The organism is Candidatus Pantoea bituminis, assembly GCF_018842675.1.
GTDB classification, from domain to species: Bacteria; Pseudomonadota; Gammaproteobacteria; order Enterobacterales; family Enterobacteriaceae; genus Pantoea; species Pantoea phytostimulans.
On record NZ_JAGTWO010000004.1, the window covers coordinates 3,764,028 to 3,786,727 of the forward strand.

17 protein-coding genes and 6 pseudogenes are annotated in these 22,700 nt (G+C 51.9%); 14 read left to right on the forward strand and 9 right to left on the reverse strand.

Going from position 1 to position 22,700, the window contains the following annotated elements; genetic code table 11:
- The first annotated feature begins 9 nt into the window (after positions 1-9).
- From KQP84_RS21380 to KQP84_RS21400, 5 genes are all read left to right on the forward strand, one after another.
- Positions 10-726, forward strand: a complete 717-nt coding sequence (locus KQP84_RS21380) for a DUF3053 domain-containing protein (RefSeq protein ID WP_215848032.1) — start codon at positions 10-12, stop codon at positions 724-726.
- Between the two features lie 445 nt (positions 727-1,171).
- Positions 1,172-3,115 (forward strand): PTS mannitol transporter subunit IICBA, encoded by a 1,944-nt coding sequence (locus KQP84_RS21385; protein WP_215848033.1) that lies wholly within the window; start codon positions 1,172-1,174, stop codon positions 3,113-3,115.
- Between the two features lie 103 nt (positions 3,116-3,218).
- Positions 3,219-4,367 (forward strand): mannitol-1-phosphate 5-dehydrogenase, encoded by a 1,149-nt coding sequence (gene mtlD, locus KQP84_RS21390; protein ID WP_215848034.1) that lies wholly within the window; start codon positions 3,219-3,221, stop codon positions 4,365-4,367.
- Between the two features lie 64 nt (positions 4,368-4,431).
- The gene (gene mtlR, locus KQP84_RS21395; protein ID WP_215848364.1) at positions 4,432-4,977 is read left to right on the forward strand and encodes a mannitol operon repressor MtlR; all 546 of its coding nucleotides are present in this window, start codon (positions 4,432-4,434) and stop codon (positions 4,975-4,977) included.
- Positions 4,978-5,079: 102 nt separating this feature from the next.
- The gene (locus KQP84_RS21400) at positions 5,080-5,442 is read left to right on the forward strand and encodes a YibL family ribosome-associated protein (protein ID WP_215848035.1); all 363 of its coding nucleotides are present in this window, start codon (positions 5,080-5,082) and stop codon (positions 5,440-5,442) included.
- Positions 5,443-5,449: 7 nt separating this feature from the next.
- Here the strand turns inward: KQP84_RS21400 and KQP84_RS21405 are convergent, their stop codons facing one another.
- From KQP84_RS21405 to KQP84_RS21425, 5 genes and pseudogenes are all read right to left on the reverse strand, one after another.
- Entirely contained in the window at positions 5,450-6,412 is a 963-nt protein-coding gene (locus KQP84_RS21405; RefSeq protein WP_215848036.1) for a VirK/YbjX family protein, read from the reverse strand.
- Positions 6,413-6,543: 131 nt separating this feature from the next.
- The gene (locus tag KQP84_RS26425) at positions 6,544-7,701 is read right to left on the reverse strand and encodes a methyl-accepting chemotaxis protein (RefSeq protein WP_305798595.1); all 1,158 of its coding nucleotides are present in this window, start codon (positions 7,699-7,701) and stop codon (positions 6,544-6,546) included.
- Positions 7,698-8,483, reverse strand: a complete 786-nt coding sequence (locus KQP84_RS26430; protein WP_215848038.1) for a methyl-accepting chemotaxis protein — start codon at positions 8,481-8,483, stop codon at positions 7,698-7,700. Before KQP84_RS26430 ends, KQP84_RS26425 begins: the two co-directional genes overlap by 4 nt.
- A 276-nt stretch (positions 8,484-8,759) precedes the next feature.
- Positions 8,760-9,376, reverse strand: a pseudogene (sodA, locus tag KQP84_RS21420) (superoxide dismutase [Mn]).
- A 158-nt stretch (positions 9,377-9,534) separates the two neighbouring features.
- Positions 9,535-10,560, reverse strand: coding sequence for a LacI family DNA-binding transcriptional regulator (locus tag KQP84_RS21425; protein WP_215848039.1), 1,026 nt, complete (start codon positions 10,558-10,560; stop codon positions 9,535-9,537).
- 295 nt (positions 10,561-10,855) lie between these two features.
- On the opposite strand from KQP84_RS21425, the gene KQP84_RS21430 reads away from it, so the two are divergent.
- From KQP84_RS21430 to alsE, 4 genes and pseudogenes are all read left to right on the forward strand, one after another.
- Complete coding sequence (locus tag KQP84_RS21430) at positions 10,856-11,296, forward strand: PTS sugar transporter subunit IIA (RefSeq protein ID WP_215848040.1); 441 nt, start codon at positions 10,856-10,858, stop codon at positions 11,294-11,296.
- A 19-nt stretch (positions 11,297-11,315) separates the two neighbouring features.
- A pseudogene (locus KQP84_RS21435) lies at positions 11,316-11,581 on the forward strand (PTS sugar transporter subunit IIB).
- 153 nt (positions 11,582-11,734) lie between these two features.
- Positions 11,735-12,997 (forward strand): PTS ascorbate transporter subunit IIC, encoded by a 1,263-nt coding sequence (gene ulaA, locus KQP84_RS21440; RefSeq protein ID WP_215848041.1) that lies wholly within the window; start codon positions 11,735-11,737, stop codon positions 12,995-12,997.
- Between the two features lie 43 nt (positions 12,998-13,040).
- Positions 13,041-13,718, forward strand: a complete 678-nt coding sequence (gene alsE, locus KQP84_RS21445; RefSeq protein ID WP_215848042.1) for a D-allulose 6-phosphate 3-epimerase — start codon at positions 13,041-13,043, stop codon at positions 13,716-13,718.
- Positions 13,719-13,761: 43 nt separating this feature from the next.
- Here alsE and KQP84_RS21450 read toward each other — a convergent pair whose 3' ends face one another.
- A complete protein-coding gene (locus tag KQP84_RS21450; protein WP_215848043.1) occupies positions 13,762-15,102 on the reverse strand; it encodes an aspartate aminotransferase family protein in 1,341 nt (446 codons plus the stop codon).
- A 177-nt stretch (positions 15,103-15,279) separates the two neighbouring features.
- Between KQP84_RS21450 and KQP84_RS21455 the strand changes: the two genes are divergently transcribed.
- On the forward strand, positions 15,280-16,056 hold the full coding sequence (locus KQP84_RS21455; RefSeq protein WP_215848044.1) for a DeoR/GlpR family DNA-binding transcription regulator: 777 nt from the start codon (positions 15,280-15,282) through the stop codon (positions 16,054-16,056).
- Here the strand turns inward: KQP84_RS21455 and fdhD are convergent.
- A complete protein-coding gene (fdhD, locus tag KQP84_RS21460; RefSeq protein ID WP_215848045.1) occupies positions 16,053-16,850 on the reverse strand; it encodes a formate dehydrogenase accessory sulfurtransferase FdhD in 798 nt (265 codons plus the stop codon). The two genes, KQP84_RS21455 and fdhD, sit on opposite strands and share 4 nt — an antisense overlap.
- A 232-nt stretch (positions 16,851-17,082) precedes the next feature.
- On the opposite strand from fdhD, the pseudogene KQP84_RS21465 reads away from it, so the two are divergent.
- From KQP84_RS21465 to KQP84_RS21480, 4 pseudogenes are all read left to right on the forward strand, one after another.
- Positions 17,083-17,592: pseudogene (locus tag KQP84_RS21465) on the forward strand (cytochrome b/b6 domain-containing protein); the annotation flags it as partial.
- A 13-nt stretch (positions 17,593-17,605) separates the two neighbouring features.
- A pseudogene (fdhE, locus tag KQP84_RS21470) lies at positions 17,606-18,393 on the forward strand (formate dehydrogenase accessory protein FdhE); the annotation flags it as partial.
- Between the two features lie 126 nt (positions 18,394-18,519).
- Positions 18,520-19,130: pseudogene (locus KQP84_RS21475) on the forward strand (glutathione S-transferase).
- A 134-nt stretch (positions 19,131-19,264) separates the two neighbouring features.
- Positions 19,265-19,463: pseudogene (locus KQP84_RS21480) on the forward strand (ribbon-helix-helix domain-containing protein).
- A 33-nt stretch (positions 19,464-19,496) separates the two neighbouring features.
- Here KQP84_RS21480 and glyS read toward each other — a convergent pair.
- Complete coding sequence (gene glyS, locus KQP84_RS21485) at positions 19,497-21,566, reverse strand: glycine--tRNA ligase subunit beta (RefSeq protein WP_215848046.1); 2,070 nt, start codon at positions 21,564-21,566, stop codon at positions 19,497-19,499.
- 9 nt (positions 21,567-21,575) lie between these two features.
- Positions 21,576-22,487 (reverse strand): glycine--tRNA ligase subunit alpha, encoded by a 912-nt coding sequence (glyQ, locus tag KQP84_RS21490; RefSeq protein WP_215848047.1) that lies wholly within the window; start codon positions 22,485-22,487, stop codon positions 21,576-21,578.
- Between the last annotated feature and the right edge of the window lie 213 nt (positions 22,488-22,700).

The following is a 22,700-nucleotide window of genomic DNA, read 5'->3' on the forward strand; positions in this document are numbered from 1 at the left end:
GTTGAACGAATGGCTTCAGGACTTTCCCGCCTTTGGACGCGCAGCGGCATAATGCTTGCTGGCGCGCTTATCGTGCTGCAACTCACCGCATGTGGTGATAAAGAAGGCGATCAGCGCAAAGCCTTCAGCGATTTTCTCCAAAATACCGTGATGCGCAGCGGTGAGCACTTACCGAGCCTGAGCGAAAACCAAAAGCAGACCTTCGGTAAATTCGCGAGCGATTACGCCATCATTTATGGTTTCTCTCAGCAGGCGAACAAAGCGGTTGAACAAGGCATGCGCCCCGTGGTTGATGAGTTATCTGCGATTCGCGTGCCGCAAGATTATCTCACTCGCCGTGATTCGTTGCGTCAGGCTAACAGCGCGTTAGTGATTGTTACGCAGCAGATTGAAAGCGCTAAGATGCAAGCTGACAGCAGCAAAGCCTCGCTGAAACAGTCGGACGACTTGAAGAAAGTTTACGACAGCGCTTATGACAAAGTGGTAACGCAGCCCGCTAATGTGCTGATTCCGTTACTGCCGAAACTGCAAGCGTTGAGCCAGGGCGCGGTGCAAACCGGTGACTTCTTGCAGACACAAGGTAATCGCGTGAGCTTCAACGATGGCGGCGTCCAGTTCCCAACGCAGGATCAGGCCACGCAATACAATACATTAATGAGCAATTTGTCAGCGAATGCACAAGCACTGACCCAGGCACAAAATGCTGTGCAGGGCAGCCCGCAATAAGATATCAAGCAGGGCAAATCTTGAGGTTTGCCCTGCTCTCTTTTCTGTCCTTTCTTTCCAAATTCCTCTCTTCAAAATGACTCCCCCACAAAGTGTGAACTGACGCATTTTCGACCAACGATTGTTTGTGATCTGAATCACATAACAGCAACAAACCGTACCACCCAAAAGGTGACACAACTCACATAACGACCCTGTTTCCGTTCAAATAATCGCCATCGTACTTTTCTTACAGCACTTTTTTGTGATCGCCATCACTTAAATCACCCCTGACGCCACCGTAATTGCGTGATATGAATCACACTTTTCCCCTGTGCTACGCAGCGTCATATTCGCGTGATAGAGTCCGCGTGCATACAGTAATACCAACGGCTCCCCGCCGTGGTCACTTAACAAAAACAAACGCGCTCTCCTATTGCAGCGCGTCTCAATAAGGGGTGGGTTTATGTCCTCATCGGTGAAGGTCAAAGTACAAAGCTTTGGTCGCTTTCTGAGTAATATGGTGATGCCAAACATCGGGGCGTTTATCGCCTGGGGCATCATCACCGCGCTGTTTATTCCAACAGGTTGGATTCCAAACGAAACGTTGGCCAAGCTGGTTGGCCCAATGATCACCTATCTGCTGCCACTGTTGATCGGTTTTACCGGTGGACGCTTGGTTGGCGGCGATCGCGGCGGTGTGGTCGGTGCAATTACCACCATGGGCGTGATTGTTGGTGCGGATATGCCGATGTTCCTCGGCTCAATGATTGCCGGTCCACTGGGCGGCTGGGCGATCAAATCATTCGACCGCGCCATTGACGGTAAGATCAAAAGCGGCTTTGAAATGCTGGTTAACAACTTCTCTGCCGGTATCATCGGTATGTTGTTGGCGCTGCTGGCGTTTATGGCTATTGGTCCGTTGGTTGAAGGTCTGTCGCATATTCTCGCCGCTGGCGTGAATCTGATGGTGCAGAATAACCTGCTACCGCTGACCTCCATCTTTGTTGAGCCGGCGAAAATCCTGTTCCTCAATAACGCGATTAACCACGGTATTTTCTCGCCGCTGGGTATCCAGCAGGCCAGTGAAGCCGGTAAGTCTATTTTCTTCCTGATTGAAGCGAACCCAGGCCCAGGAATGGGTGTGCTTATGGCTTACATGTTCTTTGGTCGTGGCAGTGCTAAACAGTCTGCGGGCGGTGCGGCAATCATCCACTTCTTCGGTGGTATCCACGAAATTTACTTCCCGTATGTGTTGATGGCGCCGCGCCTGCTGTTAGCGGTCATCCTCGGCGGTATGACTGGCGTGTTCACGCTGACTCTGCTGAATGGCGGTTTGGTTTCTCCCGCCTCACCCGGTTCTATCCTGGCGGTGTTAGCCATGACGCCAAAAGGAGCCTACTTCGCTAACATCGCTGCGATCGTTGCTGCCTTTGCTGTTTCCTTCGTGGTATCGGCCATTCTGCTGAAAACCAGCAAAGTGAAAGAAGACGACGACATTGAAGCGGCAACCCAGCGCATGCAGGACATGAAAGCGCAGTCTAAAGGCCAGGGCGCTGCGGGTGCAGCCGGAGCGGCTGTCGCGAGCGATGCCATGAGCGTTGACCTGAACCACGTACGTAAAATCATTGTCGCTTGTGATGCGGGAATGGGTTCAAGCGCCATGGGCGCAGGTGTACTGCGTAAGAAAGTGCAGGACGCTGGCCTGAGCAGTGTGTCGGTAACGAATACCGCGATCAACGCCCTGCCGGGCGATGTGGATCTGGTGATTACTCACCGCGATCTAACTGAACGTGCCATTCGTCAGGCGCCGCATGCGCAGCATATCTCGCTGAATAACTTCCTCGACAGCGCGCTGTACGCCACGCTGACTGAGCGATTGGTTGCAGCTAATCGCAGCGAAACCCATCGCGGTACTGTGCAAAAAACGTTGGCTGATAGCTACGATGAAGGCAATGCGCATCTGTTCAAACTGGGCGCAGACAACGTGTTCCTTGGCAAAAGCGCGACCAACAAAGAGCAGGCCATTCGCTTTGCGGGTGAACAGCTGGTGAAAGGCGGTTATGTTGAGCCTGAATATGTTGAAGCGATGCTGGAGCGTGAGAAACTGACGCCAACCTATCTGGGTGAATCTATTGCGGTGCCGCACGGTACCGTGGAAGCCAAAGATCGCGTACTGAAAACCGGTGTAGTGTTCTGCCAATATCCGGCGGGTGTGCTGTTTGGTGAAGAGCCAGAAGATATTGCGCGTTTAGTCATCGGCATTGCAGCCCGCAATAACGAGCACATCCAGGTGATTACCAGCCTGACCAATGCGCTGGACGACGACACGGTGATCGAGAAGCTGGCCAACACGACCAGCGTCCAGGAAGTGTTGGATCTGCTTTCCGGCAGCACGGCAACCGTATAGTTAGCGCAGCGTTCTGACAGATTATTTTCCCTGGGGTGGGTAAGCCCGCCCCGAATTCCGGGTGGACATGCTCGCCCCATCGTCTTTTAAATGGGTCAACATTATGAAAGCGTTACATTTTGGAGCAGGAAACATTGGCCGTGGTTTCATTGGCAAACTGTTAGCTGATGCAGGCATCGACTTGGTGTTTGCAGATGTGAATCAGGCGGTGCTGGATGCACTAAACGCGCGTCATGAGTATCCCGTTCATGTTGTAGGCGAGCAGGCTAAAGTCGAAATCGTCAAGGGCGTAAGCGCGGTCAACAGCACCAGTGATGAGATCATTACGCTGATTTCAGAGGTTGATATCGTTACCACGGCGGTTGGCCCACAGATTCTGGAGCGTATCGCCGGCAGCGTAGCGAAAGGCCTGGCCAAGCGCAGCGACAACGGTAATACCCGTCCATTAAACATTATCGCCTGTGAAAATATGGTGCGCGGCACCAGCCAGCTGAAACAGCATGTGCTCAAGGCGCTGCCAGAGCAATATCATGCATGGCTGGAGCAGCATGTCGGCTTCGTGGATTCTGCGGTAGACCGCATCGTGCCGCCTTCAGAAGCGGGCAGCAACGATCCCCTGGAAGTCACCGTTGAAACCTTCAGCGAGTGGATTGTTGATAAAACCCAGTTCAAAGGCGATCTGCCTACTATTCCCGGTATGGAACTGACCGACAACTTGATGGCATTTGTCGAGCGCAAACTCTTTACCCTGAATACCGGACATGCGATTACCGCCTATCTCGGCCAGTTAGCCGGCCACCAAACTATTCGCGATGCCATTCTGGATGAAAAAATTCGCGCCGTGGTGAAAGGTGCGATGGAAGAGAGCGGTGCGGTGCTGATCAAGCGTTACGGTTTTGAAGCCGACAAACATGCCGCTTATATCCAGAAAATTCTTGGGCGTTTCGAAAATCCTTATCTGAAAGATGATGTTGAACGCGTAGGTCGCCAACCGCTGCGTAAACTAAGCGCAGGCGATCGTTTGATCAAGCCCACACTGGGCACGCTGGAATATCAACTGCCGCACACCAATCTGGTTCAGGGCATTGCTGCTGCCATGCACTATCGCAGCGAGCAAGATCCGCAGGCGCAAGAATTAACCGCGCTGTTGCAGGAGAAAGGTCCGCAAACTACGCTGGCAGAGATTTCAGGCCTTGAGGCCGACAGCGAAGTGGTGGCTTCGGTGGTGAGCGCCTATAACGCTATGGCATGATGCACGCGTGTTAGCGAAGCAAGTCGGGCGCAGTTCGCCTGCGCCCAACAGCAGTATTGAACCCATGCAGGCAATAATGGAAGAGAAGCAAGCTTTTGAAAACCGGGTGCTAGAGCGCCTGAACGCCGGTCGCTCGGTGAGAAGCTTTCTGATCGCCGCTGTCGAGCTGTTGGCCGAAGCGGTTAATCTGCTGGTATTACAGGTATTTCGTAAAGACGACTACGCCGTAAAATACGCAGTTGAACCGTTGCTGCTCGGCAATGGTCCGCTGGGTGAGTTGCCGGTGCGGCTCAAGTTGATTTACGGCCTTGGCGTGATCAATCGCCATGAGTATGAAGATTGTGAACTGCTGATCGCCTTACGTGAAGAGCTGAATCACGACATGGGTGATTATCGCTTCACTGACGATGAGATTCTCGGCCCTTTTGGCGAGCTGCATTGCGTAACGGCGTGGCCGCCCGTACCGGCCTTTCATCCCGATGACGCGGAGCTTCGCGCCATGCAGCAGCAGCGCTATTTACAGATGGTGCGTTCCACCATGGTGCTGTCGCTCACCGAGCTGATTTCCCGCATCAGCCTGAAGCAGGCGTTTAAAAAGCCCAACGGCTAAACCTCAACAGGCGCATTGCCGCCTGTTATCACCCTAACCTCACCGAGAATATGCGCCGAATTTGGTGTATCCTTTGCCTGTTTTCCTCAACGAGTTGTGGTCATGAAAGAGCTAGAAAAGAACGAAATCAAACGCCTCAGCGATCAGCTGGACGCCCTGAACCGTAAAGAGCCGCTGCTGCTGGAATCGGGTGATATAGAGAAGCTGGGTGCGCTGTTAAAAGAGAAAGAAACCCTGGTTATTGAGATCGAGCGTCTGCGTAACCAGCGCGTCGAGAAGCTGAGTGTGGAAGCACAGAAGCTGCAAAAGCTGCCGTTCAGCCGCGAAATTACCAAGAAAGAGCAGGCGAACTTAGGCGCGCTGAAGAAAAGCGTGCGCGGCCTGGTTGTGGTGCATCCAATGACCGCGCTGGGACGTGAAATGGACCTGAAAGTCATGACAGGTTTCGCTAAAAACGCGTTCTGAGTTTGGATCAGGCTGCGGCCTGATCGACTTTGCACTGTCCGGCGGCGGCATAAACCTGCACCGCCAGACCATCTAACAGTTCGTAGCGACGGCGATATTCGGCACGTTTCTTACTGGCAATATCTTCTAAAGATTTACGCGGCAAGTTTAACGGCAGCGTGAACAAGCCATCTGCGCGCGCCTCGCCATTGAGTGATAACCAAAACTCACTGTAGCTGGCAAAAAAATGGCCACTTTTGCTGTGACGGTAACGCATACTGCTAAAGACATGCGTATTTTCTCCGACAGCGGCTATTTTATTCGCCTCACATTGTTCTGCAAAAATAAACACCGCCTCCATTAATAAACGTTTAGGAAATACGCCGTGTGCCGCTTTAGTCGCCTCACGAATAACCTCATTACTGATATTTTTTCGTGGGCCTTGCAACCCGCCAATTAATAAGGTTCGCTGTTGATTTTCATTAATAATTGAAAACGAGAGCGAGGCAATCACCTGCTGTTGATAGCGCAACACTAGCGTGACTTCACCTTCACGATCGTAATAACCTGGGCTACAAGTCATTAAAAACGTCTCGCCAGTTTTGCCCAAAAACGTCGCGATAACATTATCTCCGGCACTTTGCAGCAGCTGACGCAATGGCATATTTTTCAGCTGTTCAATAAACTGATAATGATCAAGGATAGCCTGCGCACGCGCCGCCACGCTGAATCCCGCCCGCAAATAAGGACGATGCAGCTTAGCGGGCAACAGGCCTTGCAGGTTCATCATCTGATCGATCTGTGGCAAATGTGAAAGCTGATGTAAATAACGTAACGTTGTTATCGGTGAAATTAACGACCTTAAGGCAAATTTAAAACGGAAGCGTTTACTCAGCCACAGTTTATTTGGAATATATTTCCCACTGATTAACGGAAAAAACAGCGAAGCGGACGAACTTTTATTCGCCTCATGCGTGGTAATAATAGACATGGTAGCGTCACACCTTTAAATGGCAATGTCGCTAAGAGTACGGCGAGAATTATCAACGGCGAGTTAATGCCAGGCGAAGTTAATAAGGGAGAAGTAAGATTCTCCCTTTTGTTTACGTTTAGTTTATAAAATTAGAATTGTTCCCAACCTTCATCAGCGGCGACGTGCGCAGGCAAAGCGGGTGCTCGCTTTAATATCGGGGTAGCGATCTTGCGCGGTGCGGATACCGGTTCTGGCTGCTCTGTTAGGCGAAAAACAGAAACTGCACGCGCCAATGCCGCAGCCTGATCTTCCAGCGAACTGGCCGCAGCCGCCGATTGCTCGACTAAAGCGGCGTTCTGCTGCGTGGTGTTGTCCATTTCCACTACCGCTTGCGAAACCTGACTGATTCCCCGGCTCTGCTCATCAGAGGCAGACGCGATTTCACCCATGATGTCACGCACGTGACTTACCGACGTCACGATGGTTTGCATGGTGCTACCGGTGCTTTCTACCAATTTCTCACCGCTATTAACCCGTTCAACCGACTCGGCGATTAACGCTTCAATCTCTTTTGCCGCCTGGGCTGAACGCTGGGCGAGATTACGGACTTCGCTGGCCACCACGGCAAATCCACGCCCTTGCTCGCCTGCGCGCGCAGCTTCAACCGCTGCGTTTAACGCTAAAATATTGGTCTGGAAAGCGATGCCATTGATAACGCTGGTGATATCAGCAATACGTTTCGAACTTTGGGTAATTTGCTGCATGGTTTCGACAACCGCCGCCACCTGACGCCCACCGGTTTGCGCCGTGTCTGACGCTTCTGCCGCTAATTTGCTGGCCTGATGAGCATTATCAGCATTTTGTTTCACCGTTGAGCTCAGCTGTTCCATGCTGGCAGCGGTTTGTTCCACAGCCGCGGCCTGCTCTTCGGTACGCGAAGAGAGATCAATATTGCCCGCGCTGATTTCCGTTGCAGCGTGAGACACCTCCAATACACCCGAGCGAATCTCACCGATCATGGTGCGCAAACTGTCTCCCATCGCACCTACGGCGGCGAGCAGCAATCCTAACTCATCACGTCGATCGGTGGTGAGTTGCTGGGTTAAATCGCCTTCGGCAATGCGCTGGGTTGCCTGCAACGTATCGCGCAGCGGCCGGGTAATTTGACGGGAGATCCAAAAAGCGATGATACAGCCGATCAGCAAAGCAATTAACGCCACCAATACCATCATATTGATGCCTTTTTTAACGCTGCTGGAGGCGATGTCCACTTCCCGCTTCACCAGTTGCTCGACTAAATCGTTCATCTTTTTCGCCTGCTGCGACATGTCCGCTGCGGCTTTTTGCTGCTGAGCAGAAGCAGGAACATAGGAGAGAACGCTTTTTTATAGCGAATGAGCTGACTTTTCAGCGGCTGCAGCGCCTGCTCCTGCTGCGGTGTGACCAGGCTGGCAAACGTGTCCAGCATCACGGCGGCGTTATCGGCTGCAGTGGAAAGCCTCGCAGCGCTGTTTTCATTTGGGTCGGCCGCAACACCGCGCACCGTATAGTGGACATCAAGCAACGCGTGATCGAGCTTGCTCATCTGCAACTGCAACATCAAGTCAGCGCCCAGGCTCAATTCCTGCTTTATGTCCTGAAAAGCGGCTTCGCTTTTCGACAAATTCCAACTCTCTCTGATCGATTGGCGTGCATTAACAGCCGCAACGAACTGCTGCTGTGATTGCTGATACGCCTTGACCAGGCCAGGAAACGTGTCGAGCCAGGCACGCATCTCCGCGTTCCAGTACAAGGTGTTTTCCATTTCATTGAAAGACGCCAGGCCTTGTTGCAGATACTTCTGGCTTTGCGCGATATTTTCTTCAGCGTAATCAGCCTGATAATGGCGCTGCGCAGCCAATGCCTGGTTAACAGCAGCGCTAATCTCCAGACTGTAATTGATCTTCGCATTCCGGTCCTGAATGTCGCGAAACTGGTCGATGCCAGCCACTGCAATGACTGCGGCTAAAATCAAAACCAATCCAAAGCCAACGCCTAGCTTCTTCCCTACTCGTAAATTCTCGATACGTCGTCTGAATGCCTTAATCATGATGATCTGAAGTCCCGTTGCTCAATTGCATGATGAGGATAGTGTTGGCAGTTCCGCACAAAAATTTACTGAGGCGGATAATAGTTGCTGCTGAAATCTTCTATCGGTTGGGACGGGACAAGACTTTAATTGGCGCAGCGGGATTGGATGGGCATTTTGTCGGCGTAAAATGCAATGCACAGAGGTTATGGCAGGCTTTAGCCCGATAAAGAACATAAAAAAACCGATGGAATTTCTTCCACCGGTTCATCATGGCGAATTTAACCTAAGGTTAAATTACTTCGCTGAAGCGAAGCGTGCTGCTGCTTCGTCCCAGTTAACCACGTTCCAGAATGCTTTGATGTAATCAGGACGTTTGTTCTGATACTTCAGGTAGTACGCATGTTCCCACACGTCCAGACCGATGATTGGGAAACCAGACACGCCGGCAACCGCTTCGCCCATCAGTGGGTTATCCTGGTTTGCGGTTGAAACCACAGCCAGTTTATCACCCTTCTTAACCAGCCACGCCCAGCCAGAACCGAAACGGGTCGCTGCCGCTTTCTCGAATTCTTCCTGGAATTTTTCAAAGCTACCGAAATCTTTTTCGATGGCGGCTTTCAGGTCGCCCTGCAGCGTGGTGCCGATTTTCAGGCCTTTCCAGAACAGGCTGTGGTTGGCGTGGCCGCCTGCGTTGTTACGCAGTGGACCTTTTTGTCTGCTGGCAGCTGATCCAGTTTAGTGATCAGCTCATCCACCGGCAGATCGGCAAATTCAGTGCCTTCCAGCGCCGCGTTGGCGTTGTTGACATAAGTCTGGTGATGTTTGGTGTGATGGATTTCCATCGTCTGCTTGTCGAAATGCGGTTCCAGTGCGTCGTATGCGTAAGGCAGGGATGGCAGTGAATAACTCATGTTCTTCCTCTCCATTTAGTGTTTGAGCAGCACTTGATTGTGAGCGTGCCGCGTAAGCAGTCGAATCATTATAGTTAAATTCATGATCCATAAAAGGGTAATCAATGCCCCATTAAGCATAAGGATTTGAATGGGCTGGCAAAAGCAATCCCTTGTTTTTAAGGCTTGCCGGTACTGGCGCGCATTTTTAGCGTCACGGGAAGTTCATTGAAAACGGGCGGTTCGTCGCCGTTGAGTGCAGCTAACAGACGCTTACCCGCCATTCGCCCCATCTCTTCATAGGGCAGCGCTACGCTGGTCAGGGGTGGCGAACAGACCGCAGATAACTGTCCGCCGCCAATACTGGCGATCGCTAGCTGGCTGGGAATGGCGATGCCCGCCGCGTGGCAAGCCATCATCGCGCCGCAAGCCACCTCTTCAGTGGTGCAAATCAGCACATCCAGTTCAGGCCACGTCAAACGAATCTCCGCCAGCAGTGCGTGCCCGGTGGCGAAGGTTGGCGGCTTCGGTGAGGTAACAACACGATGCGGTGCCTGATTCATCGCCAACATTCCGCTGTGCCAGCCATTTAGCAGTTGTCTGAAAACGGTACTGTTGGTTTGGGTGCAGAGTAAACCTAAGTTGCGATAGCCGCGATCAACCAGATTTTGCACCAGTTGGCGAATCGCTTTAGCGTAATCAACGCCGACGCTGATCCCGGTGGAATCATGATGTACACCGCCAATATCAATCACAGGCAAACCGGAATTACTCAGCAGCCGATGCGCGTCAGAAGCGTTATCAAAGTTAAAGTGCACCATTGCCGCTGGGTTGTAGGAAAGCAGCATCTCTATCAGCTCGCTCTCTTCGGCCGCCGAATGGTTCGCTTCAGCCAACATCATGTTGTATCCCTGCGGACGCAGCACTTCCTGCAAGGCTTCGGATACCGCCGCGCAGCCTGGCGTGGCAAAAGACGGCACCACCATCGTGACTAATCGTGAGGATGCTGAAGCCAAATTACGTGCCTGCACGTTAGGCACATAGCCCAACTCAATTACTGCCGCATCGATTTTTTCACGGATATCAGCAGAGACTTTTTCTGGCATGCGCAACGCACGCGAGGCGGTCATCGTACTCACACCCACTAAACGGGCAACATCGGCTAACGTACTTTTGCCAGTACTGCGCCGTCGCTTCTCTGCCATGCGTTCTCCTGACTGGCTAGCCTTTTTCAACTGGACGCAGCTTAAGATTAATTAGGGCGTCGCGCCATGTTAAAAGCCACACTTTTGGTTATCCCTGAGTGAGTAACAGGAAATCAGAAAAACTCAGCCTGTCAGCGTGCTGCAAACAACGCAATCACGATCACAGAAAATGTTAGCGATAACACAGTTTTTAACAATATTCGTGTTAGCGCTAACTTTTGCGACTACCATCACAGAAAGTCGTTCACTAAATCACCCAGAATGCAGGTCATTCAGCCACCAACGGAAACTCAAGATGCTTACTCAATGGCTTAACGTTGATGCGATTCATATCGTTGACGATGTTATCGACTGGCAAGACGCGGTACGTAAATCTGCTGAACCGCTGCTGGCACAAGGCGCGATTACGCCCGCTTACCTCGACGCTATCTTTACGTCACATGCTGAAATCGGCCCCTATTACGTGTTGACGCCAGGATTAGCCATGCCGCATGCGCGACCAGAACAGGGCGCACATAAAAATGGCCTGTCGCTGCTGCATGTGAAGAACGGCGTTAATTTTGATGCGGATGAAAACGATCCTGTCTACGTGGTGATTATGCTGTGCGCCTTCTCTGGCGAAGAGCATATCCAGATGATTACCGCGTTGGCTGAACTCTTCAGCGATGATTCACGCCTGCAACAGCTGTTGTCGGCAAATACCTTACCCGCCATTCAGGCGGTTATTCACTCGTAAATCACCAGAGATAACGAACATGAAAAAAGTACTGATTGTGTGTGGCAACGGTTTAGGCAGCAGCTTTATTGTTGAAATGAACGTGAAAAAGATTGTGGCGGAATTAGGTAAAGAAGCTGACGTCAGCCATACCGATTTAACCTCGGCCAAATCAGAACAGGCTGATCTGATTATTGCTGCCAAGGATATTGCCGAACAACTCGCAGGCCACAGCGCCCCCTATTTGGTTTAACCAATTTATTGGATAACGCACGTATTAAAGAGATCCTGGCTGAAAACCTGTAATTACCTTATTTTCAAAATCCTGACTCTTTTTCGCTGCAATAATTCGGCAAGCCCATCGCTGCTTATCACACAGACAAACGTGTTAATGCGCTAAATGGGCGAGGCCAATGCACATGCAACGTAAATTATGATGGATATTGCATGGAGCCGCTTATGCTGCAATTTATTATTAAGGATGTTCTTGGAACACCTGCAATACTTGTCGGCCTGTTTTCACTGATCGGTTTATTATTGCAAAAGAAACCGATCAGCGATGTTATTTCAGGCACCCTAAAAACCATCATGGGTTTTGTTATTCTTATTGCCGGGGCCAATTTAATTGCCGCCACGCTCACCATTTTCAGCCAACTGTTTGAACACTCCTTCTCGATTCAGGGCGTGGTGCCAAATACCGATGCAATGGCGGCGCTGGCGCAGAAGAATTACGGCACTGAAACCGCAATGATCATGGTATTCGGTATGCTGGTGAACATTTTGCTGGCGCGCATTACGCCGCTGAAATATATCTTCCTGACCGGCCATCACACCTTATATATGTCAGCGATGCTGGCGGTGATTTTGTCGGTGGGCGGCATCAGTGGTTTCTGGCTGGTGTTTATAGGTGCGCTGATTCTCGGCACCATGATGGTGGTTTCTCCCGCCATTTTGCAGCCGTTTACGCGTAAAATTACCAATTCAGATGATTTGGCACTGGGTCACTTTGGCTCAAGCGGCTATCTGCTGGCTGCGCTGGTCGGCAAAGTGGTGGGTAAAGGCAGCCCTTCCATTGAAGAGCTAAAAGTACCGAAAACCCTGAACTTCCTGCGTGACTCTTCCGTTGCCATCTCGCTGACCATGATGATTCTGTTTATCGCGCTGGTGCTGGTGGCAGGCAAAACGTTCACGGAAACGCAAGTCAGTGACGGGCAGAACTTCATTGTCTTCGCCATCATTCAGTCAATCACTTTTGCCGCAGGCGTCTATATCATCCTTGCTGGTGTACGCATGGTAATTGCCGAAATCGTGCCAGCCTTTAAAGGCATTGCTGACAAACTGGTTAAAGACGCGAAACCCGCACTGGATTGCCCAACGGTATTCCCGTTTGCGCCAAACGCCGTGATTATTGGCTTTCTGTGTAGCTTTGCCGCTGGCCTGATCAGCATGTTTCTCTGCCCGCTATTTGGTTTGAGCGTCATTGTTCCCGGCCTTGTTCCGCACTTTTTCTGCGGAGCCACTGCAGGCGTGTACGGCAATATTACCGGTGGACGCCGTGGTGCGGTAATCGGCTCCTTCGTTCAGGGGTTACTGATCTCATTCCTGCCCGCCATTTTGCTGCCGCTCATGGGCGATCTCGGTTTCGCTTCCACCACGTTTGGTGATGCAGACTTCGGTATTGTCGGCATTATTCTCGGCCACATTATCTCTTTCTTCCATTGAGGTGATGAGCGGCCCTAAGCCGCTCATATAATGAGGAATCACTATGATCGCCAAATTTTCCCCTTCGCTGATGTGCATGGATTTAACCCGCTTTCGCGAACAGATTGAAGCCATGAATAATCACGCAGCTTTTTATCATGTTGATATTATGGATGGCAGCTACGTTAAAAATATTACGCTGTCCCCCTTCTTTATTGAGAATCTGCGAAAAATCACAGACGTCCCGATTGATGTACATCTAATGGTTAATCATCCAGAAGATATTATTCCCCTGTGCATTGAATCCGGTGCAGATATCATTAGCTTTCACCCGGAAACCGCGAACAATAAAATATTTCGCTTATTAACGCAGATCAAAGAGGCGGGTCGGCGCTGCGGCGTGGTATTAAACCCGGCAACACCCGCTGATAGCATTCGAGAATATGCACATTTATTAGATAAAGTGACGGTAATGTCAGTTGATCCCGGTTTTGCCGGACAAAAATTCATCCCGGAAACGCTGGATAAAATTCGCAAATTGATTGAAATGCGTAAAGAACATGACTTCCACTATTTGACTGAGATAGACGGTTCCTGCAACGCCAAAACCTTTAAACAGGTCGCCGCTTCTGGCGTAGAGGTGTTTATCGTGGGGACATCCGGCTTATTCAATCTGGATAATGATGTCGCGGAAGCCTGGCAGAAGATGGAATCGATTTTCGCCCGCGAGACGGCGGCGTAACAGTAAACCGGCAGCAATTACGCCGCCGGTTTACATTTTTCTGTTATTTGCCTAATTCGCGCAGTGATTTGTCTAATGCGCCAACCAGCCAGTCAATATCGCTTTCCTGAAATGCCAACGGTGGGCGCAGCTTCAATACGTTGCCGTAAGGCCCGGCTACTGAAGTCAACACGCGATGCTCACGGAGTTTCTCAATCACGTTCAATGCCAGTGTTTTGTCCGGCTTTTTGCTGCTGCGATCTTCTACCAGCTCAAAGCCGATAAACAATCCGGCACCGCGCACGTCACCGACGCATTCAAATCGCGCCATTAATTTGCTCAACTCAGCGTGTAACTTCGCGCCCACTATACGGCTGTGCTCCTGTAACCCTTCTTCTTTGATCACTTTCAACACCGCCTGCGCCGCCGCCATCGCCACCGGATTGCCACCAAAGGTGTTGAAGTAAGGAATCTCGTCGCTGAACGCCGCCAGCACATCACTTTTCGCCAGCAAGCCAGAAACAGGAATGCCGTTGCCCATCGGTTTACCGGTGGTAATCACATCTGGCACTACATCATGACGACCAAAGCCCCAGAACGCATCACCGGTTCGCCCAAAGCCTGGCTGCACTTCATCAGCGATAAAAATACCGCCGTTGGCATGTACCACATCGACCGCTTTTTTCAGGAAGCCACGCGGGTTAGGCAACACGCCGTCTGAGGAGAAAATCGAGTCCGCGAGGAAGCCAGCAAATTTAATGCCGTGTGCTTTCATGTCATCGATTTGCTTTTGAATTTCCGTGGCGAACCATTCGCCTAAATCTGGCGCATCGACACGATACGCATCCGGCGGCATCACTAAACGCGTGGTCGCTGCCAAAGGTTGACCGCTTCCCAACGCGGGCGACGCGCCTGATGTCAGTTCGCTGGTGCCGTGATACGCCTCTTTGGTAACAATGATGCCAGTTCCGCCGCTAAAGGCACGCGCTACGCGAATTGCCAAATCGTTGGCTTCTGAACCCGTGCACATATACATGGCGCGATCGATCTCATCCGGGGTGGTCGCCAGCAATTCTTCGCTGTAGTTGAGAATGTTTTCATGCAGATAACGCGTGTGGGTATTCAGCATTTTCATCTGCTGCGTGACCGCGTCAATCACTGCGGGATGACAATGCCCGATGCTCGCCACGTTGTTGTAAACGTCGAGATATTTATCACCCGCCGCATCCCACAAATATTGCCCTTCGCCGCGCACCAGATGCACCGGTTTGCGGTAGAACAGGCGATACGATTCGCCCAGCACTTTGCTGCGTTTATCGGTTAGCTTTCGCGTATCGACGTCCAGCGCCTCAGCATCTTCTGCCCGAAAACTGTTGGTATCCATGATGGTAGAACGCGTAACCATGATCACTCCCGTTGCGAAGGTAAAAGGGATGCAGCTGATAAAGCCATCTTGCCTGCTTTTATTTTAAATGCAACCAAATACACAAATACAACTAAATACACATGACGCCGTTAGTGCGCTCAGGTAAGCTTAGGCAGATGTTCAAGGTATCTCTGAACGCTTCATAAGGAATTTTTCATGTTGCAGGAAACGCGCCTTCACCGTATTCGCGCCTTGTTGAGTACGCTCAATCAAGTCAGTACTGAGCGCATCATCAAAGAGCTGGGCATTTCACGTGAGACGGCGCGGCGCGACATCATTGAGCTGGAAGCCCAAGGGCTGGCGCGCCGGGTACATGGTGGTTTAGTGGCCATTGCTACGCAGCCGGAGCCGCCGCTAACCGTGCGTCGAGCAGCACAAGCGAAAGAGAAACAGGCGATAGCTCAAGCGGCAGCGCAATTATTACAGCCAGGCCAAACGCTGTTTCTGGATGCTGGCAGCACCACCACGTTACTGGCAGAAGCGTTACGCACCATGTCCGGCCTGACCATTTTGACCAACAGCTTGCAAGCCGCGCTGGCGCTTAGCGCGGGAGAAGAGCATGAGAGCCTGAATAATCAGATTATTTTATTGGGCGGAAATATGAGCGCAGGCGCACATCAAACGCGCGGTGAGATTACCGTTGGCGAGATCATGCGTTATCGTGCCGATGTCGCCCTGCTTTCACCGGTTGGCATTGACGCAAAAAGCGGGGCAACCAGCTTTCATCCCCATGAAGCCGCCATTGCCCGCGCCATGGTAAACCAGTCAAAACAGTGCTATTTGCTGGCCGATCACAGCAAGTTAGGCGTGGTTAGCCGCACGGTGTACGCGCCACCGCAAGAGATTGATCTGTTGATTACCGATAATGGCGGCGACAAACCTGCGGCGCTTGAGGCGCTACACCAGGTTTTGCCGCAGGTGTTAATGGTTTAAATCAGCCGCTGTGGATGGGTGTAGATGGTCGCGCGACCCGGCTTGCTAAAGCCAACCAGTGTTAAATTGCATCGTTCCGCCACGTCAACGGCAAGGCGTGTTGCCGCAGAAACGGCAAACAAGATTTCAACGCCGCACATCGCTGACTTCTGCACCATCTCATAACTGGCGCGGCTGGAAACCAGCACCGCGCCCTGATTCCAGTGGGTTTGGCTGCGATAGCCCAACAGCTTATCCAGCGCCACGTGACGTCCAACGTCTTCACTCCCGCCCGCCAGTTCGCCGTTGGGTTGAATCCACGCCGCTGCATGCGTACAGCCGGTTCTCTGGCCAACCGGCTGAAAATCTTTCAGCTGCCCTAACGCCCGATCCAAATTAGCCAGTTCAAAAGTCTGCGTGAAAGGCAGCGGCGTGACCGGTTTACCAATCTGATCCAACTGTTCGACACCGCACACGCCGCAGCCCGTGCGGCCAGCTAACGCTCGGCGCTGCTCTTTTAGCGCCATAAAACGGCGGCTGGAAAGCTCAATCTGCACTTCTATGCCGTTGCAGTTCGGCACCACATCCAGACCAAAAATCTCGTTGGGCGCATCAATAATGCCCTCTGAAAGCGAAAAGCCCAGCGCGAATGCCTCAAGATCTTTGGGTGTCGCCATCATCACAACGTGCGAAATACCGTTGTAGACCAGCGCTATCGGCACCTCTTCCGCTAACCAATCGGCTTGTGATTGCGCTAAATCGCTGCGCTGCCAGACCTGGGTTTTTTGCAGCCCCACGATCTCGATCTCGTTCATGTCACTTTCCGCTTCGTTTCGTTTCACTTTGTCTTTGTCCGACTAAAACCACAATGAATAAAAGGCATTATCGCGTCGCTTTTCAAGCCACCGCTTATTCTGAACCCACACCGCAACGGCGACAAGCTAACAGCACAAAGCGGTAACGATAAAGAAACCCGTCATGAAAAAGCGCGATCGCTTTGTACGCTACACCGCGCATTAATCACTAAATTCTGGCGTTCTGCTTGGTGTTGGTGTCGTGATATTTACTGCATTCATACTGATGTTTATGTATTACTGGAAACATAACCCGGTTAACTGGAAAGATCGGTTCTGGGCAAAAAACATCGATAAAATCGTCCTGAACGAAGAGGACGGTGACACCGGTAGAGATAACTTTGGTCAGAAAGGTCGGTTCTGGGCTGCTATCATCAGCTTAGTCCTGCTGCTTGTCAGCGGCATTGTCATCTGACGCCCTTGCTTTGCTGGCGCGTTTGCCATTCCGTTGATTCGCCTGGCGTTGGTGGTGCATTCGGTGTCGGCAGCGGCACTGATTATCGTCATTATGGTGCACATTTATGCCGCGCTTTGGGTCAAAGGCACCCTTACTGCGATGACGGAAGGCTGGGTCTCGTTAAACTGGGCGAGACAGCAGCATCCTCGCGGGTATCGTAAGCAGCGTAATCGGCCAAAAAACAGGAAATACGCCCCTGATGAGTATTCGCATAATCCCGCAAGACCAGCCGGAGAAGAGCGATAAAACGACGGCGGAGATGATTCCGCCATTACTTTTCCCCAGGCTGAAAAATTTATACAGTCGACGCGCGGCGCGATTGCGCGATCTGGCGGCAAAAAATCCACTGGGTGACTATCTGCGCTTTGCCGCGGTCATTGCCGAGGCGCAAGAGATTGTCCTTTATGATCATCCGCTCCACATGGATTTGCATGCCCGACTGGTACAAAGCGCCAGCGAAGAGAAACCGCCGCTGGATATTCACACTTTGCCGCGTGACCTGCACTGGCACCGTTTGCTGCACTCGCTGATTGCCGAACTTAAACCAGAGATGAGCGGTCAGGCGCTGGCGGTGCTGGAGAATCTGGAAAAGGCGTCGGCAAGCGAGCTGGAAACGCTTGCCAGCGCGCTGTTTGCCGGTGAATTTGCGCAGGTCAGCAGCGACAAATCCCCGTTTATTTGGGCAGCGCTGTCGATTTACTGGGCGCAAATGGCATCGCTGATCCCTGGCAAAGCGCGTGCCGAATATGGCGAACAGCGTCAGTTCTGCCCGGTTTGCGCCAGCAAGCCCGTTGCCAGCGTCGTTCACATGGACCCTAACGACAGTTCACGCTATCTGCACTGCAATCTGTGCGAAAGCGAATGGTATGTTACGCACAACAAATGTACTTATTGCGAGCAAACACGCGATCTGCATTACTGGTCGCTGGACAGCGAGCGAGCGGCAGTGAAAGCGGAAAGCTGTGGTGATTGCGGCACTTATCTCAAGCTGTTGTATCAGGAAAAAATCCTGCGGTTGACCCCGTGGCGGACGATCTCGCCTCGCTGGTGTTAGATGCACGCATGGAACAGGAAGGTTTTGCTCGTAGCAGCCTCAATCCGTTCTTATTTCCGGGTGAACAGTAATTTTCAGGCAAGTCGTGTAGGTAGTTAAACGTCTATTGGAGGCCCTTAATGAAACTGATTGGCAGCTATACCAGCCCGTTTGTACGTAAGATTTCCATCATCATGCTGGAAAAAGGCATCATATTTGAGTTCGTAAATGCATCGCCCTACAGCGATGAAAGCCACGTTCCTCAATACAATCCGTTAGGGAAAGTGCCTGCGTTGGTAGCTGACGATCATCAGATCTGGTTTGATTCCTCAATCATTGCCGAATTCCTCGAACTCCGTGGCGACGCACCTGCGTTATTACCTGATGACCCCCTTGCAGCCTTACACATTCGCCAACTGGAAAAGCTGGCGGACGGTGTCAGCGATGCAGCTTTGGTGATCGTGCGGGAACAACTGCGTCCCGGCGATCTGCAATCTGAAGAGGTACTGTTGCGCAACCGTGAGAAAATTCAGCGTGGCCTCGATATGCTGGAAAAAATGCCGCCGAGAAAAAACACCTCAACAGTGAGCAGGTTAACCTCGCCGATATCGCTGTGGGCTGCATGATTGGTTATCTCAACTTCCGCCGTGTGGTGCCTAACTGGTGCGTGAATCGCCCGGCGCTGGTCAAGCTGGCCGAAACGCTGTTTAAGCGCGAAAGTTTCGCGCGCACTACGCCACCTTCAGCCTGATCCATAACACATCGCCTGTTCAGCCTTGCCCAAAAATAAGCCAGGATGTAAGAAATACTCTTACATCAGATAACGATAGTGGTGCGTACCAGGCGTTTGATTTAGCTGATGAACTTCGTAAGTTTGTTGAATCACTGAATGAATCAGGCGACTGCCGTACGCAAAGCGAAATGGTGCGGGACGGGACGTGAAAAGCAGGCTAATACGCAACTGGACACCCTAAAAGCGCGATTAAAAGAAGGGGTGGAAAGTGGTGAGCCAGAAGAGTGGGACAGGAAAGCTTTTTTAAAAATGATTAAAGCCAGAATGCACCATAAAAAAGGGAGACGATGATCTTCGTCTCCCTTTTTAGATTATGAATTCAGCTTACTGCAACAGTGAAATGTCCGCGACCTGTAAGAACAGTTCACGCAATTTCGACAGCAGCGTCAAACGGTTAACGCGCACGGCGGGATCTTCTGCATTAACCATGACTTTATCGAAGAAGTTATCTACCGCTTCACGCAGTTGCGCCAGTTCAATTAGCGCATCCTGATAACGGCCTTCCGCGAAGTAAGGTTGCAGTTTACTGCTCAAAGCGGTCACGAAGGTCGCCAACTGGATCTCTTCATTCTCTTTCAGCAGCGAAGCCTGCACGCTGTCGTTCAGGGTTTCCGTCGATTTAGCCAGAATGTTAGACACACGCTTGTTGGCTGCTGCCAACGCTGCGGCAGCTTCCAGCGTACGGAAATGCGATACCGCTTTCATGCGCGCATCAAAGTCAGCCGGACGCGTTGGACGACGCGCCAACACCGCTTGCAGCGTATCAATGCTGTGACCCTCTTCCTGATACCAGCTGCGGAAACGTCCCAGCATAAAGTCGATAACATCATCAACCGCTTTGGCATTGCTCAGCTTGGTACCATATAAACGCACAGCTTCTTCGGTCAGCGTTTGCAGGTCGAGCGGCAGGTTCTTCTCGACGATAATACGCAGCACGCCCAGCGCGGCACGGCGCAGCGCGAACGGATCTTTATCACCTTTCGGATGCTGGCCAATACCGAAAATACCTGCCAGCGTGTCCATTTTGTCAGCAATCGCCAATGCGCAAGCAACAGGGCTGGATGGCAATTCATCACCCGCGAAACGCGGCTGGTATTGCTCGTTCAGCGCCACCGCGACGTCTTCGGCTTCGCCATCATGGCGCGCGTAGTGCATGCCCATCACGCCTTGCGTGTCGGTGAACTCAAACACCATATTGGTCATCAGGTCACACTTCGACAGCAAACCGGCGCGCGTCGCATGATTAACGTCTGCGCCAATCTGCGCAGCAATCCAGCCTGCTAAAGCCTGAATACGATCGGTTTTATCACGCAGCGTGCCCAGATCTTTCTGGAATAGCACGGTTTCAAGGCGCGGCAGATTATCTTCCAGACGCTTTTTCCGATCGTTATTGAAGAAGAATTCCGCATCCGCCAGACGTGGGCGAACCACTTTTTCATTACCGGAAATAATCTGCTGTGGATCGCTGGATTCGATGTTGGTGACGAAAATGAAGTTCGGCAACAGGTTGCCGTCATTGTCGTAAACCGGGAAATATTTCTGGTCACCTTTCATGGTGTAAACCAGCGCTTCAGCCGGAACCTTGAGGAATTTCTCTTCAAAGGTTGCGGTCAGCACCACCGGCCACTCCACCAGCGAAGTCACCTCTTCCAGCAGGCTATCGCTCAGATCCGCGACGCCGCCCAATTGACGTGCCGCCGCTTCGGCATCCGCTTTGATCATCGCTTTACGCGTCTGATAATTTGCGATCACCTGGCCGCGTTTTTCCAAAATTTCTGGATACTGATCGGCATTCTCAAGCGTGATCTCTTTCTCGCCCATGAAGCGGTGCCCGCGAATAATGCGTGCAGACTCAATGCCTAAAATGGTGCCTGGAATCAGCTCATCGCCCAACAGCAGCGTCACGGTATGCACCGGACGCACGAACTGTACGTCGCTCGCACCCCAGCGCATCAGCTTTGGTACTGGCAGCTTGCTCAGCGCCGTGGCGATCATCGCCGGCAGCAGCGCTTGCGCCGTTTCACCTTTAACTTGCGCACGGTGAACCAGCCATTCGCCTTTGTCGGTGCTCAAGCGTTCTGCTTGATCAACGGTAATGCCGTTGCCACGCGCCCAGCCTTCAGCCGCTTTAGTGGCATTGCCTTCGGCATCAAAAGCGGCGGCAATCGCCGGGCCGCGTTTTTCAACTTCACGATCTGGCTGTGCAGCACTCAATGTGGCGACTTTCAGCGCCAGACGGCGCGGCGAAGCAAACCAGCTCACTTCGCCGTGAGCCAGATTCGCTGCATCCAGTTCAGCGGTGACCTGAGCAGCAAAGGCTTCCGCCAGACTGCGCAGGGCTTTCGGTGGCAGCTCTTCGGTGCCAATTTCCACCAGGAAGGTTTTATCTGTCATGGCTGCCTCTTACTTTTTGTCTTTGCACATCGGGAAGCCCAGCGCCTCGCGGGAAGCGTAATACGCTTCAGCCACGGCTTTGGTCAGGGTGCGGATACGCAGAATATAACGCTGACGCTCGGTCACTGAGATCGCCTTGCGCGCATCCAGCAGGTTAAAGCTGTGTGCGGCTTTCAGAATGCGTTCGTAAGCGGGCAGCGGCAGCGGTTTTTCCAGCGCTAACAGCATCTGTGCTTCTTTCTCATACTGCTCGAAGCAGGAGAACAGGAAATCGACGTCGGCGTATTCGAAGTTGTAAGTAGATTGTTCTACTTCGTTCTGATGGAACACGTCGCCGTAAGTGGTTTTACCCAGCGGGCCATCGCTCCACACCAAATCGTAAACACTGTCGACGCTTTGGATATACATCGCCAGGCGCTCAAGGCCGTAGGTGATTTCACCGGTAACGGGTTTGCATTCCAGGCCACCCACTTGCTGGAAGTAGGTGAACTGCGTCACTTCCATGCCGTTGAGCCAGACTTCCCAGCCCAATCCCCATGCGCCCAGCGTTGGGTTTTCCCAGTTATCTTCAACGAAGCGAATATCGTGCACCGTTGGGTCCAGACCCAGTTCTCTCAGCGACCCAAGGTAAAGCTCCTGAATGTTGTCTGGAGAAGGCTTGATCATCACCTGGAACTGGTAATAGTGCTGTAAACGGTTCGGGTTTTCACCGTAGCGACCGTCGGTTGGACGGCGTGACGGCTGCACATAAGCGGTAGCAATCGGCTCCGGGCCGATAGCACGCAGGCAAGTCATTGGATGAGATGTGCCAGCGCCCACTTCCATGTCCAGCGGTTGAACGATGGTGCAGCCCTGACGCGCCCAGTAATCCTGCAAGGTCAGGATCAGGCCCTGAAAGGTCTTGGTATCAAACTTTTGCATGTTGAATTCGCACGCGATTCGGCTAGATGAAAAAGAGTGCGCCAGTATACCCTTTGACCGCGTGTTGTGCAGCCGGAAATCCTGAGCGGCCTGGAACCCTTCCCCGGTGTCGATAGGTTTAAGATAAGAAAATCGTATACGAAATAAATCCACTCGACTCTTCAGCATCCGAATTCAGATTAAATACAATATTTTCAAACAATTAAAATTAAA

What these genes read in the sequence shown, in the direction of transcription:
- alsE (WP_215848042.1), top strand. Translation starts at nt 13,041, where the DNA reads ATGATCGCCAAATTTTCCCCTTCGCTGATGTGCATGGATTTAACCCGC.
- KQP84_RS21430 (WP_215848040.1), top strand. Translation starts at nt 10,856, where the DNA reads ATGCTTACTCAATGGCTTAACGTTGATGCGATTCATATCGTTGACGAT.
- ulaA (WP_215848041.1), top strand. Translation starts at nt 11,735, where the DNA reads ATGCTGCAATTTATTATTAAGGATGTTCTTGGAACACCTGCAATACTT.
- glyQ (WP_215848047.1), bottom strand. Translation starts at nt 22,487, where the DNA reads ATGCAAAAGTTTGATACCAAGACCTTTCAGGGCCTGATCCTGACCTTG.
- KQP84_RS21385 (WP_215848033.1), top strand. Translation starts at nt 1,172, where the DNA reads ATGTCCTCATCGGTGAAGGTCAAAGTACAAAGCTTTGGTCGCTTTCTG.
- KQP84_RS21455 (WP_215848044.1), top strand. Translation starts at nt 15,280, where the DNA reads ATGTTGCAGGAAACGCGCCTTCACCGTATTCGCGCCTTGTTGAGTACG.
- KQP84_RS26430 (WP_215848038.1), bottom strand. Translation starts at nt 8,483, where the DNA reads ATGATTAAGGCATTCAGACGACGTATCGAGAATTTACGAGTAGGGAAG.
- KQP84_RS26425 (WP_305798595.1), bottom strand. Translation starts at nt 7,701, where the DNA reads ATGAACGATTTAGTCGAGCAACTGGTGAAGCGGGAAGTGGACATCGCC.
- KQP84_RS21425 (WP_215848039.1), bottom strand. Translation starts at nt 10,560, where the DNA reads ATGGCAGAGAAGCGACGGCGCAGTACTGGCAAAAGTACGTTAGCCGAT.
- KQP84_RS21450 (WP_215848043.1), bottom strand. Translation starts at nt 15,102, where the DNA reads ATGGTTACGCGTTCTACCATCATGGATACCAACAGTTTTCGGGCAGAA.
- KQP84_RS21380 (WP_215848032.1), top strand. Translation starts at nt 10, where the DNA reads ATGGCTTCAGGACTTTCCCGCCTTTGGACGCGCAGCGGCATAATGCTT.
- mtlR (WP_215848364.1), top strand. Translation starts at nt 4,432, where the DNA reads ATGCAGGCAATAATGGAAGAGAAGCAAGCTTTTGAAAACCGGGTGCTA.
- KQP84_RS21400 (WP_215848035.1), top strand. Translation starts at nt 5,080, where the DNA reads ATGAAAGAGCTAGAAAAGAACGAAATCAAACGCCTCAGCGATCAGCTG.
- glyS (WP_215848046.1), bottom strand. Translation starts at nt 21,566, where the DNA reads ATGACAGATAAAACCTTCCTGGTGGAAATTGGCACCGAAGAGCTGCCA.
- mtlD (WP_215848034.1), top strand. Translation starts at nt 3,219, where the DNA reads ATGAAAGCGTTACATTTTGGAGCAGGAAACATTGGCCGTGGTTTCATT.
- fdhD (WP_215848045.1), bottom strand. Translation starts at nt 16,850, where the DNA reads ATGAACGAGATCGAGATCGTGGGGCTGCAAAAAACCCAGGTCTGGCAG.
- KQP84_RS21405 (WP_215848036.1), bottom strand. Translation starts at nt 6,412, where the DNA reads ATGTCTATTATTACCACGCATGAGGCGAATAAAAGTTCGTCCGCTTCG.